Origin of the sequence: Gluconobacter sphaericus NBRC 12467 (assembly GCF_006539125.1) — a bacterium.
GTDB lineage: Bacteria > Pseudomonadota > Alphaproteobacteria > Acetobacterales > Acetobacteraceae > Gluconobacter > Gluconobacter sphaericus.
The window spans coordinates 155694-172291 of sequence record NZ_BJMK01000004.1; the positions used below are offsets into that span (position 1 = coordinate 155694).

Here is a 16598-nt window from a genome sequence, read left to right on the forward strand (position 1 = left end):
ACTTCTCTCAGACGCGCAGCAGATGAACATCGACAAGCGGGCGCTTCTGAAGCTTGCGCCCCAGAGCACGACGCAGGGCCGTTTTGGCCGCATCCCGGAAGGCTGCATCGTCCTGACGCAGTTCGTCGGGGATCTGATCGATGGAGTCAGCAAACTCTTCCTGAATCCGGATGCTTTCAGGGTCGTCAGATTCCAGCAGACCCGGGGCGCTGATCTTGGGCTCGCCGATGACATAGCCTTCGTCATCAACAGCGAAGCTTGCCAGCACGATGCCGTTGAACAGCATCTTGCGACGAGCGGCCAGAACGCCACCCGTCATTGGCAGCAGACGACCGCCATCCAGTGCCAGCCGGCCCGTCGGCGCCGTATCGACAACCTTAACCTCACCAGGAGACAGGTTCAGGATATCGCCGTCTTCCAGCAGGATCGGCTCAGAACCCATTTCATGAGCGAGAGCAGCATGGGCCGTCAGATGACGCCATTCACCATGGGTCGGGATGCTGTATTTCGGACGGACGATCCGGTACAGCGTGCGAATGTCTTCGCTGGTCGCATGACCAGACGTGTGGACTTTGGCATCCTTGTCCGTCAGGACCGTCACGCCACGACGCGACAGGTTGTCCTGCACAGCCATGACGGCCTGCTCGTTGCCCGGGATCATCCGCGAGCTGTAGATCACCGTATCCCCCTCACCGAGCGCGATGTTCGGATGGGTGTCGGACGCAATCCGCGACAAGGCCGAGCGCGGTTCACCCTGGCTGCCCGTGATGATCATCAGCAGACTGTCATCATCCACATCCCGCGCATCCTGCTCGGTCAGGAACGGTGGCAGGTCCTGAAAATAGCCGCACTCACGCGCAGCCGTCTCAAGATTGCGCAGCGAGCGGCCAACGATCATGACCACACGTCCCGAAGCCTGGGCCGCCTTGGCGATGCTCTCGACGCGCGCCACATTACTAGCGAAACAGGTGACGGCAATGCGGCCTTCCAGCCCCATGATCAGATCCGTCAAGCCCTTTCGGACGTCCGCCTCCGACTCAGACTTGCCCGGCTTGAGCACATTGGTGCTGTCGCCGACCATTGCCAGAACGCCCTCGTCGCCCAGCTTGCCAAACGTCTCAAGATCCGTCACCGGCCCGACCAGCGGGTTCTCGTCCAGCTTCCAGTCACCCGTATGCACGATCAGGCCATGCGGCGTCCGCAGTGCCACGGCCTGAGCCTCAGCGACGGAATGCGTGACGGACACAAACTGAAGATCGAACGGCCCAACCTCAAAGCGCGAAGCCGGGCGGATGACGTGAATCTTCACCTGATTGTTTAGATGCGCTTCCTGCAGCTTACGGCGCAGCACGGCTGCAGCAAACGGTGTAGCATAAACCGGGCAGCGCAAATAGGGCCACAGATGTGCTACCGCCCCCAAATGATCTTCATGTGCATGCGTAATCACCAGACCGCACAGATCCCGCGCACGGTCGGCAATGAAAGTCGGATCCGGCATAAGCACTTCGGCTTCAGGCGTATCATTACCCGAAAACCCGATACCGCAGTCAATGGCAAGCCAGGTGTCGTTACCGTTCTTCGTCAGGCAGTAGAGATTGAAATTCATGCCGATCTCGCCCGTCCCGCCCAAGGGCAGGAAGGACAAACCGTCCTGTTTTTCTGTCATGATTGTTCCTTACAAAAATGATGCATAATCAGAGTGATATTCATTGCCCGATGCCCTGAGAGCGCTCGGGGGAATAGGAAAGCGGCGGCCCCGTATTACGGTCAGCCAGAAGGCGCAGGCCATCCAGTGTCAGATCGGGTGCCAGCACATCGAAAAGCGGCGTTCCCTCAGAGAACAGTGGAGCCAGACCGCCTGTTGCAATCACAGTCGGCTTTGCGTCCATTTCATCGGAAATTCGGTGGATCAATCCCTCAACGAGACCGACATAGCCCCAGAACAGGCCCGAACGCATTGCCACACTCGTATTGCGGCCAATCGCCGCCGTAGGGCGACCGATGCTCATACGCGGCAGGCGAGCAGCTGCACGGTGCAACGCATCGATCGACAGGTTTACACCCGGAGCAATCGCCCCACCACAGAACTGTCCCGCACTGTTGACGACGTCAAAGGTCGTCGCGGTCCCGAAATCGACCACGATCAGCGGTGTACCAAAAAGCTCGCGACCCGCCAGACCGTTCAGGCGGCGGTCCGCGCCAAGTTCATTCGGATTATCGACAAGAACGTCGATACCCCAGTCCAGCCTTGCATTGGCAACCAAGGGTACAACATTAAGCCATTCACGGCAGAAACGCCGCAGTTCATAAAGCGCCACGGGTACAACTGTCCCGATAATAGCTCGCTCGATGGCCTTGGCATTCACCCCCACCCGATCGAAGAGTGTCAGAAGCCAGGCCGCATATTCATCAGCCGTCCGTGCTTCATTCGTCGAAATACGCCATTGCCCCAGCCACGACTTTCCATCGTGTACAGCGAACACGATGTTGGTGTTTCCAGCATCAATGACGAGAAGCACGTTGCAGTCCGGTCCTTCAGTCCAGCAGGATATCGCCGGTTACAACCGGAATGGTTTCACCGTGAGGCAAGGCAAGCAGCAGGCGTCCCTGCGCGTCGAGCCCTGAAAACGAACCTGTAATATAGGTTTCACAACGCTGAACCGCAAGCGGGGTGCCAACCGGGTGTGCCCGCGCCAGCCATGCGGCCCGGACCGGTGCGAACCCTTCACGTTCCCGGATGAGAGCCCAGCGTTCGATTTGTGTCACCAGCACCTTTCCAAAAACTTCCGCAGACGGCGGATCAGTCGCCTCGACGAGCGCCGCCAGGCGACGCCCCGGAATTTCGGGGGCCTGCCGCAGATTGGCCCCGATTCCCACAACGACCCAGGAATTACCCTGTAGACCGCCCGTCTCGATCAGCACGCCCGCCATCTTTCGACCATGCATCAGAAGATCGTTGGGCCATTTGAGCATAAAACGGGACGGCCCCGTCACAATTGAACAGAAATGGGTTGCCGTCTCGAAAAGAGCCACGGCAACAACAAATGGCAGCGCTGCGATAAAAGCCTTGGGATCAGCCGGACGAAACAGCAGCGAAATGGCAAGATTGCCCCCCGGATCGGTCCAGGTCCGTCCGCGCGTGCCACGCCCTGATGTCTGGGAAAAAGCCTGAATGGCTAGATGTTCGGGTTCACCGACTTCGGCTCTGGCTTTGCACAGATCGGAGGTGGATCCGAGCGTTTCATAGTATTCGAAACGCCAGCTCATGGCTGCATGATGTTCTTTATGGTGGGCGATGACGGGATTGAACCGCCGACCCTCTCGGTGTAAACGAGACGCTCTACCGCTGAGCTAATCGCCCTCAGAATGTGTGTGCGGTCTATATACACGGTTCCGGATGGCGGTAAAGCCACCCGGAACCATTTTGTGAACTTTCTCAGCTCACGGCGTCCTTCAGCCCCTTGCCCGGCTTGAAGCGGACGGAGGTGGATGCCGGAATGTCGATCTCTTCGCCCGTGCGCGGGTTACGGCCCTTGGCGGCCTTGCGCGTGGCAGTCACGAAGCTGCCGAAACCGACGAGACGGACTTCCTGCTTCTTGGCAAGCGTCGCTTCGATCGTGCTGAACACCGCATCGACAACTTCGCTGGCCTTGGCCTTCGGAAGATCGGCAGCGTCTGCAACGGCGGCGATCAGTTCCTGCTTGTTGAGGGGCTTCTCCATGATGTGCCTTTCTGGTGTTAGAGCGCCTGAGCCGGGCTCTGGTGAGTCCCTTCTGGCTCAGGCGCCTTGTTCGATCTGCGGCCGCACTATGAAGCGGATTTTGCCCGCGTCAACTGCTAGAATCGCAGAAGCGTGTCAGTGTCAGTGAGGAAGTGCCTGCGGAGCCGTCTTATCCACCGTTATTTCACCCACCGGGTCGACATTTTCGTCCCATTCGATGGCTTCTGGCATACGAGTCAGGGCGATCTTGAGCACCTCATCTACATGGCTGACGGGAATGATCTTGAGCGCATGACGGACATTATCCGGCACCTCCACGAGATCCTTCTCGTTATCCTTGGGGATCAGGACCGTCTTGATGCCAGCCCGCAGAGCCGCCAGCAGCTTCTCCTTGAGTCCCCCGATCTCAAGGACGCGGCCACGCAAGGTGATCTCACCCGTCATGGCCACATCCTTGCGGATGGGAATCTGGGTCATGATGCTCACCAGAGACGTCGCGAGCGCAATACCGGCTGACGGACCATCCTTGGGCGTCGCACCTTCGGGAAGATGGATATGGATGTCCCGCTTCTCAAACAACGGCGGCCGAATCCCGAAGTCCTGCGACCGCGAGCGGACATAAGATAACGCGGCCGAGATACTCTCCTGCATGACTTCACCGAGCTTGCCGGTCTGCTTGACCTGCCCCTTACCCGGAACCATCACGCTCTCGATCGTCAGTATCTCGCCACCGACCGAAGTCCAGGCAAGCCCTGTCACTACACCGACCATGTCCTCGGTCTCGGTTTCGCCATGACGGTAGCGACGGACACCCGCATACTTCTCGATGTTTTCGGGCGTAATCTCGACATGCTTGACGCCGGTCGTGATAATTTCCTTGACCGTCTTGCGCGCGAGCTTAGCCAGTTCACGCTCAAGGTTCCGGACACCGGCCTCGCGGGTATAGGAGCGGATCAGTTCGCGGATCGTCTCATCCGTGACCGTCCATTCAGCAGGCTTCAGGTTATGTGCCTCGGCCTGCTTACCCAGAAGATGACGGCGCGCGATCTGTACCTTTTCGTCTTCCGTATAGCCGGACAGGTTGATGATCTCCATGCGGTCCAGCAACGGCTGGGGCATGTTCAGGCTGTTGGCCGTCGTCACGAACATCACATCCGAAAGATCATAATCCACTTCCAGATAATGATCAGCAAACGTGGAGTTCTGCTCCGGATCCAGCACTTCGAGCAGCGCAGATGACGGATCACCGCGCCAGTCGGCACCCAGCTTGTCGATCTCATCGAGCAGAAACAGCGGATTAGATGTCCGCGCCTTCTTCATACCCTGGATGATCTTGCCTGGCATGGAGCCGATATAGGTCCGACGATGTCCGCGGATCTCGGATTCATCGCGCACACCACCCAGCGACATGCGAATGTAATTCCGCCCCGTCGCCTTGGCGATCGAACGCGCCAGAGAAGTCTTGCCCACGCCCGGCGGGCCGACAAGGCACAGAATCGGTCCTTTAAGCTTCTGCGAGCGCGTCTGCACTGCCAGATACTCGAGAATCCGCTCCTTGACCTTCTCCAGACCGTAATGCTCGGCTTCGAGAACGTCATCAGCGTGCTGGAACTCCCGCGTGATCTTGGAGCGCTTCTTCCAGGGAATTCCTAGCAGCCAGTCGAGATAGTTGCGCACAACCGTACTCTCGGCCGACATCGGGCTCATGCCGCGCAGCTTCTTCAGCTCGGCATAGGCTTTTTCCTTGGCCTCACGGCTCAGACGGGTCTTTTTGATTTTCTCTTCAAGCTCGGAATTCTCGTCCTTGCCGTCTTCGCCTTCGCCGAGCTCCTTCTGGATCGCCTTGAGCTGTTCGTTCAGATAATACTCGCGCTGGGTCTTCTCCATCTGTCGCTTGACGCGGTTGCGGATGCGCTTTTCGACCTGAAGAACACCGATTTCCGTCTCGATATGCGCGAAAACCTGTTCCAGGCGACGCGCAGCCGAGGCCGTCTCCAAAATTTCCTGTTTTTCGGAAATCTTAAGGTTCAGATGGCTCGCAATCGTATCGGCCAGCTTGGAAATACCCTCGATCTGGTTGATCGAGACCATGACTTCCGGGGGGATCTTCTTGTTGAGCTTGATATACTGCTCGAACTGCGAAACCGTCGAACGGCTCAGCGCCTCGATCTCACCTCCTGAAGCGGCATCAACAGGCTCTTCGGGAATTTCCTCGATTTCAGCCTCGAAATGCCCGTCTACATCGAATAGACGCGTTATATGTACACGCCGCGTCCCTTCAACCAGAACCTTCACGGTCCCGTCAGGCAATTTCAGAAGCTGGAGAATCGTCGACACCGTGCCGTAGCGATAGATGTCATCGACGGACGGGTCGTCTAACGAGACATCCTTCTGCGCCACAAGCAGGATCTGCTTGCTCTCGCGCGTCACGGTCTCCAGCGCTTTCACCGACTTCTCGCGCCCAACAAACAGAGGCACGATCATGTGTGGAAACACAACAATGTTCCGCAGCGGCAGAACGGCCATCACATCGTGACGTACGGGCTGCTGCACCGCAGGCGCCACCGCTTCGGGCTCCAGCTTACGCGCTGCAGCACGCGGCTTGCGCGTTACCTTCTTCGGAGCCGCAGTAGCTTTTTCGGAAATAGCCACATCGTCTGTTTTCTTTATGCGGCGGCGGGTTTTCGGCTTGGTATCGTCAGTCATTCACTTGATCTCCAGAGGGACGATCTTGCGATACCGACCTGCCATGCAGCGCCAGTATCGCATTTTTTTCATGCTTGAGCGGCATGAGTTCGGACAATCTCAGTCAGTTATGTCGAAAGCCGAAGGGGCCAGCACAAGAGCCGGAACCATTTTTACGCAGACTGCTCCGTGGGCTCGGACTTGCCCTTCCCGTAAACATAGACTGGCTGGGCTTTGTTTTCCGCCACTTCCCGGTTAATGACGACCTCTTCGACGCCTTCAAGTCCAGGCAAGTCGAACATCGTACCAAGAAGAATACTTTCCAGGATCGAACGAAGGCCACGCGCACCAGTTTTGCGCTCGATGGCGCGTTTGGCAATCGCTGCCAGGGCATCTTCCGTAAAGGTCAGCTTGACGCCTTCCATCTCGAAAAGACGACCATACTGCTTAATCAGCGCGTTCTTGGGTTTACTGAGGATCTGAATCAGCGCGGATTCGTCCAGATCGTTCAGGGCTGCTATGACCGGCAAGCGGCCGATAAATTCGGGGATGAGACCGAACTTCAACAGATCTTCCGGCTCCACGCTCTGCAGAATCGCACCAAGACGACGCTCGTCATCAGAACGCACATCCGCACCAAAGCCAATGCCCGACCCCTTACCACGCGCCGAAATGATCTTGTCCAGACCGGCAAAAGCACCGCCACAGATGAAGAGCATGTTGGTCGTATCGACCTGCAGGAATTCCTGCTGCGGATGCTTGCGACCACCCTGCGGCGGCACAGAAGCTACGGTGCCTTCCATGAGCTTCAGCAGGGCCTGCTGCACGCCCTCACCCGAGACATCACGCGTTATGGACGGGTTGTCGGACTTGCGGGAAATTTTGTCGATCTCGTCGATATAGACAATGCCGCGCTGGGCCCGATCGACATTGTAGTCAGCGGACTGGAGCAGCTTGAGGATGATGTTCTCCACGTCCTCACCGACATAGCCGGCTTCAGTCAGGGTCGTGGCATCCGCCATCGTGAAGGGAACGTCCAGGATACGTGCCAGCGTCTGGGCAAGCAGGGTCTTGCCCGAACCCGTCGGACCGATCAGCAGGATATTGGACTTTGCAATCTCGATGTCGCTGCTCTTCGTGGCATGGGCAAGGCGCTTGTAATGGTTGTGAACCGCCACGGAGAGCGCACGCTTGGCCTCGAACTGACCAATCACGTAATCGTCAAGAACCTTGCAGATTTCCTTGGGAGTCGGAACACCATCACGGGACTTCACGAGATGGGTCTTGTGCTCTTCACGGATGATATCCATGCAGAGTTCGACGCATTCATCGCAGATGAAGACCGTGGGACCAGCAATCAGTTTACGGACTTCGTGCTGGGATTTCCCGCAGAACGAGCAATACAGGGTGTTCTTGGAATCGCCGGATTTGTTGCTCATTGCTGTTCCCTTTCCCTTGCGCACGACCTGACCACATTCATGCAGCAGACATGCGAAAGAACTTTAACTTTAGGCCGAGGTCGGAGTCTTCGGCAACCCCGGAGCCCCGATGCCCCAAGACACGAAAAGCGGCATATCGGAATGCCGCTTTTCTGGTCCGGTAAGGAGCATAAGGCTCCTCAGGTCCGGAAGTATCTCAACTCGGATCGGACGTGGTCTCATGCGGATTGCGTACGACGACCTTGTCGATCAGGCCGAATTCGCGGGCCTCGTTGGCTGAGAGATAACTGTCACGCTCGAGCTTCTGCTCGATCTGCTCCAACGTCTGACCGGTATGTTCGCGATAGATCTCGTTCAACCGCTGACGGATGATGAGAATTTCGCGAGCTTGGATCTCGATGTCTGAAGCCTGTCCCTGAGCACCACCGGACGGCTGGTGAACCATTACGCGGGCATTGGGAAGGGCGTAGCGATGCCCCTTCTCGCCACCTGCCAGAAGCAGGGAACCCATGGATGCAGCCTGACCGATGCAGACCGTGCTCACGGGGCAGCGGATGTACTGCATGGTGTCATAGATCGCGAGACCAGCGGAAACGACACCGCCCGGGCTGTTGATGTAGAACGAGATTTCCTTGGTGGGATTCACGCTCTCCAAATAGAGGAGCTGCGCGCAGATCAGGGACGAGACCTGATCGTAGACAGGTCCGGTCAGGAAGATAATTCGCTCCTGAAGGAGACGCGAAAAAATGTCGAAGGAGCGCTCTCCGCGGGCAGTCTGCTCGACCACCATCGGCACCAGAGAGTTGCTGAACACCTCGAGGGGATCACGATCCCGAATGGCCATGCTGTCTGTTCCTCAATGCCCGATGGGCTTTCTTCTACTTCCTAACATGGACCCGACATGTCGTTCCGTCAAAGGGAGCAGGCAGGAAAAAACGGGTACCCCGAAGAGCGCCCGCTGGATCCCGCGCCGAAAGATCAGAGTTCGGCGGGCGGGATTTCGGCCAGTTCTTCCGGCGTCACTTCCTTGTCGGTGACGTCAGCCAGCTCGATCAGATAATCGACGACCTTGTTTTCCAGGATCGGGCCACGGAGCCCTTCGACAGCCTGCGGGTTCTTGGAGAAGAACTCGAAAACCATCTGTTCCTGACCCGGGTAACGCTGGGCTTCCTGCTGCATCGCACCCAGAAGCTCTTCACGGGAAACCTGGATTTCCTGCTTGCGGCCGATCTCAGCCAGCAGCAGACCCAGCTTCACGCGACGCTCGGCAATGCGACGGTAGTCAGCCTTGAGGGTCTCTTCGTCCTTGCCAGCATCTTCTTCGTCCAGACGACCGGCCTTGCGGTCTTCCTCGACGCGGGCCCAGATCTGGTTGAACTCGGCGTCAACCATGCTGGACGGCGCTTCGAAGTCCGTCTTCTCGGACAGCGCGTCCAGAAGATCGCGCTTGATGCGCAAACGCGAAAGCTGCTGGTATTCACCCTCAGCTTGTTCCGTGATGATCTTGCGGATCTGTTCGAGGTTCTCGAAACCGATCGTCTTGGCAAGCTCGTCGTCGATGGCCGGATCAACAGCCTTCTTCAGGGACTTCGCCTTAATGTCGAAGGTCACGGCCTTGCCGGCCAGCTCTTCAGCTTGATAGTCGGCGGGGAACGTCACGTTGATAACGCGCTCTTCGCCAGCCTTCATGCCTTCCATCTGCTCGGCGAAGCCGGGGATGAAGCCTTCGCCGCCGATTTCGACATTCACATCGTCAGCCGTGCCACCGTCGAACGGCGTACCGTCCAGCTTGCCCACAAAGTCAACGCAGACGACATCGCCCTGAGCGGCTGCGCGGTCTTCTTCGATCGTCTCGAACTTGCGGCTGCGACGGGCAACGTCGTTCAGGGCCTTCTCGACGGTCTCTTCGCTGACCTTGGCGCCAAGGCGCGTCAGCTTCAGGCCAGACAGGTCGGGAACTTCGATTTCCGGGAGAACTTCGGTCTCAACCTTGAATTCGAGATCCTTGCCGTCTTCGATGGCGGAAACCACTTCGACCTTCGGCTGCATCGCCGGACGAACATTCTGCTCTGCAAACAGCTTGGTCGTGGCGTCATTGATGACTTCTTCCAGCAGCTCCGCATTCACGGAATCGCTGTAACGCTGTTTGACGAGGGAGGCCGGCACCTTGCCCGGACGGAAGCCCGGAAGCTTGATCGTCTTGGCGACTTCAGCGAGTCGTGCATCGCGACGGACCTGCAGGTCGGCAGACGGGACAACGACGGTGAAGGCGCGCTTAAGTCCTTCGTTGAGCGTGGGCGTAACCTGCATGAGCCAGGCGATCCTCTCGGTCGGTAGGTTGGTCAAATCTCTTTCTCGGGAAGCCGGGCTTGGTGCGGGCGGAGGGACTTGAACCCCCACGACTTGCGCCACCAGAACCTAAATCTGGCGTGTCTACCAATTTCACCACGCCCGCAGCGCTCGGCCTCCAGGCTCGTGTTACCGAACCTCGGATGCGCGGCCTTTAGCGCATGAAACGCGACTTCACAACAGTGATCCGGTCGCCTTTTTATCTAATGCCTCCCGCGCCAGACGCGTGGCGGTCGCCCTTGCCTGCCCTAGAGGGAGATCCAGATCCTCGGCCAGGGGCCAGCCGCCATGCACTTTCCCGGCCTCGATTCCAGCTTCCCCATGCAGCCAGACGCCTGCGCAGCAGGCTTCCCAGACATCCATCCCCGCCGCAAGAAGGGCTGCGATCACACCCGTGAGGGTATCCCCCGAACCCGCCGTCGCCAGAGCAGACGACGCATGCGTATTGATGGCAACCCGACCATCCGGAGCAGCAATGATTGTGTCAGGCCCCTTCATGACGACAACAGCATTGATACGCTTTGCAGCAGCCAGCGCGACATCCAGACGACTGCCTTCGACCGGTCCGAAGAGTTTGCGAAACTCTCCGATATGGGGCGTGACGGCAACAACCCCTTTCAGCCGCGACAGATCCTGCGATCCCCATGCCAGTGCACCGGCATCCGCCAACACGATCCGGTCGGCCTTGAGAAGCTGCGGAAGGGTCGTAGCAACTTCGTCTTCGGTCAGGCCGGGACCGCAGATCCAGACCTTGCGACGCGCATCTTTCAGCAATTCGGAAAGCGGCGCCTCGTCCACGATCAGACCAGGATCACCGAGTCGATAGGCCGAAGCCCCCTCACCCGCCGCAATTCGCACAAGACCCGCCCCGCTGCGGCGCGCCCCGCGAGCCGCAAGCCGGGCCGCACCGGGCATTTCAGCCCCACCACACAGACTGACGACACCACGGTGGTATTTATAGTCCCCATCCCCCGAAAGCGGCAAACTCCACAGGCCAGGCTCGTTATGCTGCACAAGCGGCGTAACGCCGTCCCACGCCGCTTCAGGCATGCCTATATCGGCGCAGATCACCTCACCACACAGATCAGAACCAGGTTGCAGGACATGCCCGGGGCGCAGACGAACAAAAGTCACCGTGAACTTACAGCCGCGGGCCTTTCCGAGGATTTCACCCGAGGCCCCAGCCACGCCGCTCGGCATATCGATGGCAACGACCTCCCGAGCAGCCGCAAGAACAGCCGCAACATCATCCGCAACAGGGCGCTTCAACCCCGAACCAAAAACCGCATCCACCACCAAATCAGCCTCCGCCAATTCCTCAGCTGTGAACGGCACCATAGGACCAGCCCAGCGGGCAGCCATGTCGGCAGCAGGCGTCCCGAATTTGGGAGCAGAAAGCGCGGCAACGCGGACAGACCAACCCCAGCGTGCGAGATTGCGGGCTACGACATAGCCGTCTCCACCGTTGTTTCCCGGCCCGCAGGCAACCGTGACACGACACGGCGAAAAACGGTTACGGATAACGCGTGCAGCGGCCCAGCCGGCATTTTCCATCAGACGTGTAGATGGAAGGATGGCAGCAGCCGCATAATCCATGCGGTCGCTCTCCTCGGGCATTAGCAATGCGAAAGGATGGCGAGACACAGGAGCGAATATTACAGGGCGGGACATCTCGAGGGCGTTCTCCTGCTGGTTTTATGACAGCAAAGCATGAGCGGCTGTTACGTTGCCTCTTACGGGGCCCCTCAATTCCGCTTCCCTCTGGCGCTAAGGGGCTTGCGTCGGGTATTCAAGGGAAATGCTTCGGGAATGTTCTTTCCCCTTTTTTTCCATTTTCAACCATGACGAGGATCAATGACAGGGTCGATCATCTGGAGCCTCGTGCTCGCAATCCATCTGCTGTGCATGACATACTGGGTCGGCGGTTCGATCTACTCGACACTCGTTGTCCGCTCCACGGTCGGACTGCTGGATCCGGGACCACGTAACTCCGTCCTGCTTCAGGGTTACACGCGCTTTTTCCGCGGCCTCTATCAGGTCGTCCCGTTCTCGCTACTGAGCGGCTGGGGTCTGATTTTCCATGAAGGCGGATTTGCATCCGTGCCCTGGCCGGTCAATGCGATGCAACTTCTGGGCCTCGCTATGGCGGTAATTTTCATCCTGACCGTCCAAGGCCCCTTCCGTCGGGCCCGACGCGCCATGCGCCCCCAGCCCGCGCTATTCGACACCCTGCGCAGCCGCACCGCCATGATGGCGGGGCTGGGTGTCCTGACCATTCTTGTCGCCGCAATGGCACGCGGCATGTGAAATCGTAAGCGATACGGCGCTTGAAGGGCCGTATCGCTTGCCATTCCTGCTATTTATCGATAACGCACCAGTTATAGCTGCGGGCAATTGCCCCGCCCTCAACTCCGGCCCTCATCCATTCGGGTGTGCGCCGTCAAAGAGAGTCTCGAGAGTCATTTGAGCGCGAAAACGACCTCCGGTCCTTCCAAGCCCCGTACGACTGCAACGCCCAGACGCGGACGCCCCTCTGGTTCACGTGCTGCCGCAGCCGCAACGTCACCGACGGTTGCCGATGAAGGCGAAACGTCTCCGGTAACGGAAACTCCTGCCGCCAAGGCTCCCCGCACGCGCCGCACGAAGGCTGCGGCAATGGCGATGGAAAAAACGGCGGAAGTAAAGGCGCCTGCACGCCGGACCCGCAAAACAGCCACGCCTGCTACCGAATCCGCGAGTGAAAGCGAAGTCCCTACTCCGAAAACGGCAGGACGCCCCAAAAAAGCTGTTATAGAACCGGAAGCCGCGACCAAGCCTGCCCAGGCATCTGTAGCCGCACCTACCCCGCGCCGTCGCTCCACAAAAAAAGTCAAGACCGTGACCGAAGAAGTCGAGGCGGCCCCCAAACGCCGTGGCCGTCCGCGCAAGACGCCGGTTATGGAACAGCCCGCCACCGAAGTTGTGCCGGAGGAAACCCCAGAATCTCCTGCAGCGCCGCGTCGTCGCGGCCGTCCGCGCAAGGTGGATGTCGCAGTTGCAGAGGCCAAGGTAGAGGCCCCCGTCGAAAAGAAAACGCGTCCCTCCCGTCGCAAGGCCTCCGCCCCTGTCGTGGAAGCCCTGGAACCCGCTGCCGAAGAAACTCCTGCCGTTCAGGCCGAACTCTCGAAAAGCGAAAAGCCTGCGCGTCGTCGCCGTACCAAAGCGGCTGCTGCAACACCGGCTGTCGTTGAAGAAACCGTTGATCCCTCCGCCGTCGTGGTTGCCGAAGACGTTTCCGACAGGCCACGCTTTGCCGATCTGGGTCTGGGCGAGTCGATCATGCGAGCCATTGAGGAGCTTGGTTACGAACACCCCACTCCCATTCAGGCCCAGGCCATTCCCGAAGTCCTGAAGGGCCATGACGTTCTGGGTGTCGCCCAGACCGGAACCGGCAAAACTGCCTCTTTCACACTGCCGATGCTCCAAAAACTGGCCGGCTCACGTGCCCGCGCCCGGATGCCGCGCTCACTGATCCTGGAGCCCACGCGAGAGCTGGCATTGCAGGTTGCCGAGAACTTCAAGCTCTATGGCAAGTATCTGCGTCTGACCCATGCGCTGCTGATCGGTGGCGAGAGCATGGCCGAACAGCGCGACGTGCTGAACCGCGGCGTAGATGTGCTGATCGCGACTCCGGGCCGTTTGCTCGACCTGTTCGGACGCGGTGGCCTGCTGCTCACGCAGACCAGCACGCTCGTGATCGACGAAGCCGACCGTATGCTGGACATGGGCTTCATCCCCGATATCGAAAAAATTGTGGCATTGCTGCCGGCCCATCGCCAGACCCTCTTCTTCTCCGCCACGATGGCACCGGAAATCCGCCGTTTAGCCGATGCTTTCCTCCGACACCCGGTGGAAATCACGGTGGCGCGCCAGTCTTCCGTAGCCACGACGATCGAAGAAGCTCTGGTTATTGTGCCGGAGGACGAAAAGCGTCGCACGCTTAAGAAGCTGCTGCGTCGTGAAAACGTCCAGAGCGCCATCGTGTTCTGCAATCGCAAGCGCGATGTGGACATGATCCAGCAGTATCTGACCAAGCATGGCATCGAAGCCGGTCATCTTCATGGAGATCTGGCCCAGTCCCTTCGCTTCTCGACGCTTGAACGTTTCCGCTCTGGCGACCTGAAGTTCCTGGTATGCTCGGACGTGGCAGCGCGCGGCATCGATATCGGCGGCCTGTCGCATGTCTTCAATTATGATCTACCGTTCAATGCGGAAGATTATGTGCATCGCATTGGGCGGACCGGTCGTGCAGGTAACGAAGGCCATGCCTTCAGTCTGGCAGCCCCGCGCGATCGCAGACTGCTGGAAGCCATCGAGACACTGACAGGCAAGGTGATTGCACGCCCAGTTCTTGAAGGCATCACAACCGTTGACTGGGCTCCCGAAGACGGTGAACGCCGCCCGCCCGAGACCGCGACTCCTGCACCGCAGGACGTGGCGGAAGAAGGAGAGCAGCGGCCCCGCAAGCGCCGTCGTGGCGGTCGCAATCGCAATCGTGGCGATCGCGACGAAAACGAGACCGTTCAGCAGGTCACACCCACCTCTGTCGCGGCGATCGAGGCCCCCGTCAGCCACCGTTCGGTTGAACTGGCCCCTGCTTTCGAAAACGATGGGCCAAAGACAGGGTTTGGGGGTGATACGCCCGCTTTCATGCTGGTCCCGCGCCGCAGAAAAGTCATAGTTCCCGGTAGCAACGATCCTGCTGCTCCTGTTCAGCATGATGGGCGCCATTACGGTAATGAATGACACCTTGACCGGAGTTGCAGAACTCCGGATTGAAGGACTGGGTGCGGCAGGCGACGGCATCGCGCATCTTGATGGCCAGACCGTTTTCATCCCGGGTACTCTGCCCGGGGAAGACGTCCGGGTCCGCCTCGCTCCCTCCCATCCCGAACTCATTGACATCGTTCACGCATCACCCGACCGCGTCATCCCCCTGTGCGACCTGTTTGGCGAATGCGGCGGCTGTGCATTACAGCACCTCTCCCTCCCGGCTCTGCTGGACTGGAAGACGCAGCGCGTCACACAGGCCCTCACAGCAGCGGGTTTCACAGATCTACCGCTTGCACGGATGTTCCAGACAACGCCAAAAACCCGGCGCCGCATGGATTTTGCTGTCCAGCGCGTGCCGGGCGGCGTGATCATCGGGCTGCATCGCCGCAATGGTGATCCCGTGGACATGACGGAATGCCATGTCCTGCATCCCGAAATTTTTGGACTTCTCACCCCTCTGCGTGAAGTTCTTGGAAGTCTGGGTGCACTGACGGGCCGCGGGAGCCTGATGGTCAACCTGCTCGACAGTGGACCAGACCTCACACTGCAGACCCCCGCTCCCTTGACGAGTGCTGACCGCATCAAACTGGCAGCCTTTGCCCGCGAGCATAACCTGTCGCGAATTTCCTGGCAGGATCCGAAAGATCTGGGTATCGAGACAGTGGCCCAGTCCGGCCCGGTCCGGGAAGATTTTGACGGTGTGATCGTCTCCCCGCCTCCCTCTGCCTTTCTTCAGGCGACCGCTGATGCCGAGAAGACTATTGTCGCCGCCGTTGTCGACGGCTTGCCGTCACTCAACAAAAAGGATGTGACGGTCGAACTGTTTGCCGGATGTGGCACCCTGACCTTCCCGATGTCCGAAAAAGGCCGTGTCATGGCCTATGAAGGCAATCTGGCGGCTGCACACTGCCTGAAAGCTGCCTCCGGTGGACGCCGCGTTGATGGGTTTCATCGGGATCTGGGGCGCCAGCCGCTTCTGCCACACGATCTAAAATCAACACGGGCCGTGGTTCTTGATCCGCCTTACGCAGGTGCGGGCGCACAAACGGCGCCCCTGGCCAAGTCGGCCGTGCCGGACATCGTTTACGTGAGCTGCAACCCAGCGGCGCTTGAAAAAGACGGTAGAGCTCTGTGGAACGCAGGATTCTCGGTCATCGGCCTGACGATTGTGGACCAGTTCCTATGGTCCACAGAAGTCGAGGCCGTGGTCGTGCTGTCACGGGACGTGAAGCGAATCAAACGTGAAAACTCTCGCCGCAGCCGCAGCGACCTTTCTCGTTCGGATTCCTGAACGTAAAACCGGATTCGAGGTCCTTGACCTCGTAATCCATGACAGTACCGGTCAGGAACAGGGTCGCCTTGCGATCTACCAGCAGGGTTACACCCTGATCCTCGACCCGCTCATCGGTTAGCTCTGGGGCCGTCACAAAATTCATTTCATAAGATAGTCCCGAGCATCCGCGCGTTCCCACACTGATACGCAGAAGCTGGCCCTGATGGGAGCTGGCATAAAGAGCTTTGAGACGCTTGGCTGCCTGATCGGACAGTGCCATGAGAGCGGGCAGCGAGCGGCGCGTTGCAACGTCGGACAT

Annotated in this window: 13 protein-coding genes and 2 tRNA genes; 3 read left to right on the forward strand and 12 right to left on the reverse strand. The window is 59.0% G+C overall.

Annotated elements, in window-relative coordinates:
* Positions 1 to 7 precede the first annotated feature (7 nt).
* From GSP01_RS04750 to GSP01_RS04800, 11 genes are all read right to left on the reverse strand, one after another.
* Positions 8 to 1666, reverse strand: a complete 1659-nt coding sequence (locus tag GSP01_RS04750) for a ribonuclease J (protein WP_141351245.1) — start codon at positions 1664 to 1666, stop codon at positions 8 to 10.
* 40 nt (positions 1667 to 1706) lie between these two features.
* Positions 1707 to 2519, reverse strand: coding sequence for a type III pantothenate kinase (locus GSP01_RS04755; protein ID WP_141351248.1), 813 nt, complete (start codon positions 2517 to 2519; stop codon positions 1707 to 1709).
* A 16-nt stretch (positions 2520 to 2535) separates the two neighbouring features.
* Positions 2536 to 3267, reverse strand: a complete 732-nt coding sequence (locus GSP01_RS04760) for a biotin--[acetyl-CoA-carboxylase] ligase (RefSeq protein WP_141351250.1) — start codon at positions 3265 to 3267, stop codon at positions 2536 to 2538.
* A 19-nt stretch (positions 3268 to 3286) separates the two neighbouring features.
* Positions 3287 to 3361 (reverse strand) — tRNA-Val (locus GSP01_RS04765).
* 75 nt (positions 3362 to 3436) lie between these two features.
* Positions 3437 to 3721: an HU family DNA-binding protein gene (locus GSP01_RS04770; protein ID WP_011251684.1), complete on the reverse strand. Its 285-nt coding sequence runs from the start codon at positions 3719 to 3721 to the stop codon at positions 3437 to 3439.
* A gap of 141 nt (positions 3722 to 3862) precedes the next feature.
* Positions 3863 to 6427 carry an endopeptidase La gene (lon, locus tag GSP01_RS04775; RefSeq protein WP_141351252.1) on the reverse strand — a complete coding sequence of 855 codons (2565 nt, stop codon included), beginning with the start codon at positions 6425 to 6427 and terminating at the stop codon, positions 3863 to 3865.
* A 152-nt stretch (positions 6428 to 6579) separates the two neighbouring features.
* Complete coding sequence (clpX, locus tag GSP01_RS04780; RefSeq protein WP_141351254.1) at positions 6580 to 7845, reverse strand: ATP-dependent Clp protease ATP-binding subunit ClpX; 1266 nt, start codon at positions 7843 to 7845, stop codon at positions 6580 to 6582.
* A gap of 196 nt (positions 7846 to 8041) precedes the next feature.
* A complete protein-coding gene (locus GSP01_RS04785; protein ID WP_141351256.1) occupies positions 8042 to 8689 on the reverse strand; it encodes an ATP-dependent Clp protease proteolytic subunit in 648 nt (215 codons plus the stop codon).
* Positions 8690 to 8823: 134 nt separating this feature from the next.
* Positions 8824 to 10155, reverse strand: a complete 1332-nt coding sequence (tig, locus tag GSP01_RS04790) for a trigger factor (protein ID WP_141351258.1) — start codon at positions 10153 to 10155, stop codon at positions 8824 to 8826.
* Positions 10156 to 10215: 60 nt separating this feature from the next.
* Positions 10216 to 10300: transfer RNA gene (locus GSP01_RS04795), tRNA-Leu, on the reverse strand.
* A 68-nt stretch (positions 10301 to 10368) separates the two neighbouring features.
* The gene (locus GSP01_RS04800; protein WP_228123783.1) at positions 10369 to 11865 is read right to left on the reverse strand and encodes an NAD(P)H-hydrate dehydratase; all 1497 of its coding nucleotides are present in this window, start codon (positions 11863 to 11865) and stop codon (positions 10369 to 10371) included.
* 183 nt (positions 11866 to 12048) lie between these two features.
* Here GSP01_RS04800 and GSP01_RS04805 point away from each other — a divergent pair, with 183 nt between their 5' ends.
* The 3 genes from GSP01_RS04805 (at position 12049) to GSP01_RS04815 (ending at position 16297) form a co-directional block, all read left to right on the forward strand.
* Positions 12049 to 12501 (forward strand): hypothetical protein, encoded by a 453-nt coding sequence (locus GSP01_RS04805; protein ID WP_141351260.1) that lies wholly within the window; start codon positions 12049 to 12051, stop codon positions 12499 to 12501.
* Between the two features lie 348 nt (positions 12502 to 12849).
* A complete protein-coding gene (locus GSP01_RS04810; RefSeq protein ID WP_373320135.1) occupies positions 12850 to 14979 on the forward strand; it encodes a DEAD/DEAH box helicase in 2130 nt (709 codons plus the stop codon).
* Positions 14954 to 16297 carry a class I SAM-dependent RNA methyltransferase gene (locus GSP01_RS04815; RefSeq protein WP_141351343.1) on the forward strand — a complete coding sequence of 448 codons (1344 nt, stop codon included), beginning with the start codon at positions 14954 to 14956 and terminating at the stop codon, positions 16295 to 16297. Before GSP01_RS04810 ends, GSP01_RS04815 begins: the two co-directional genes overlap by 26 nt.
* Here the strand turns inward: GSP01_RS04815 and GSP01_RS04820 are convergent.
* A complete protein-coding gene (locus GSP01_RS04820) occupies positions 16242 to 16598 on the reverse strand; it encodes a HesB/IscA family protein (protein ID WP_141351264.1) in 357 nt (118 codons plus the stop codon). The two genes, GSP01_RS04815 and GSP01_RS04820, sit on opposite strands and share 56 nt — an antisense overlap.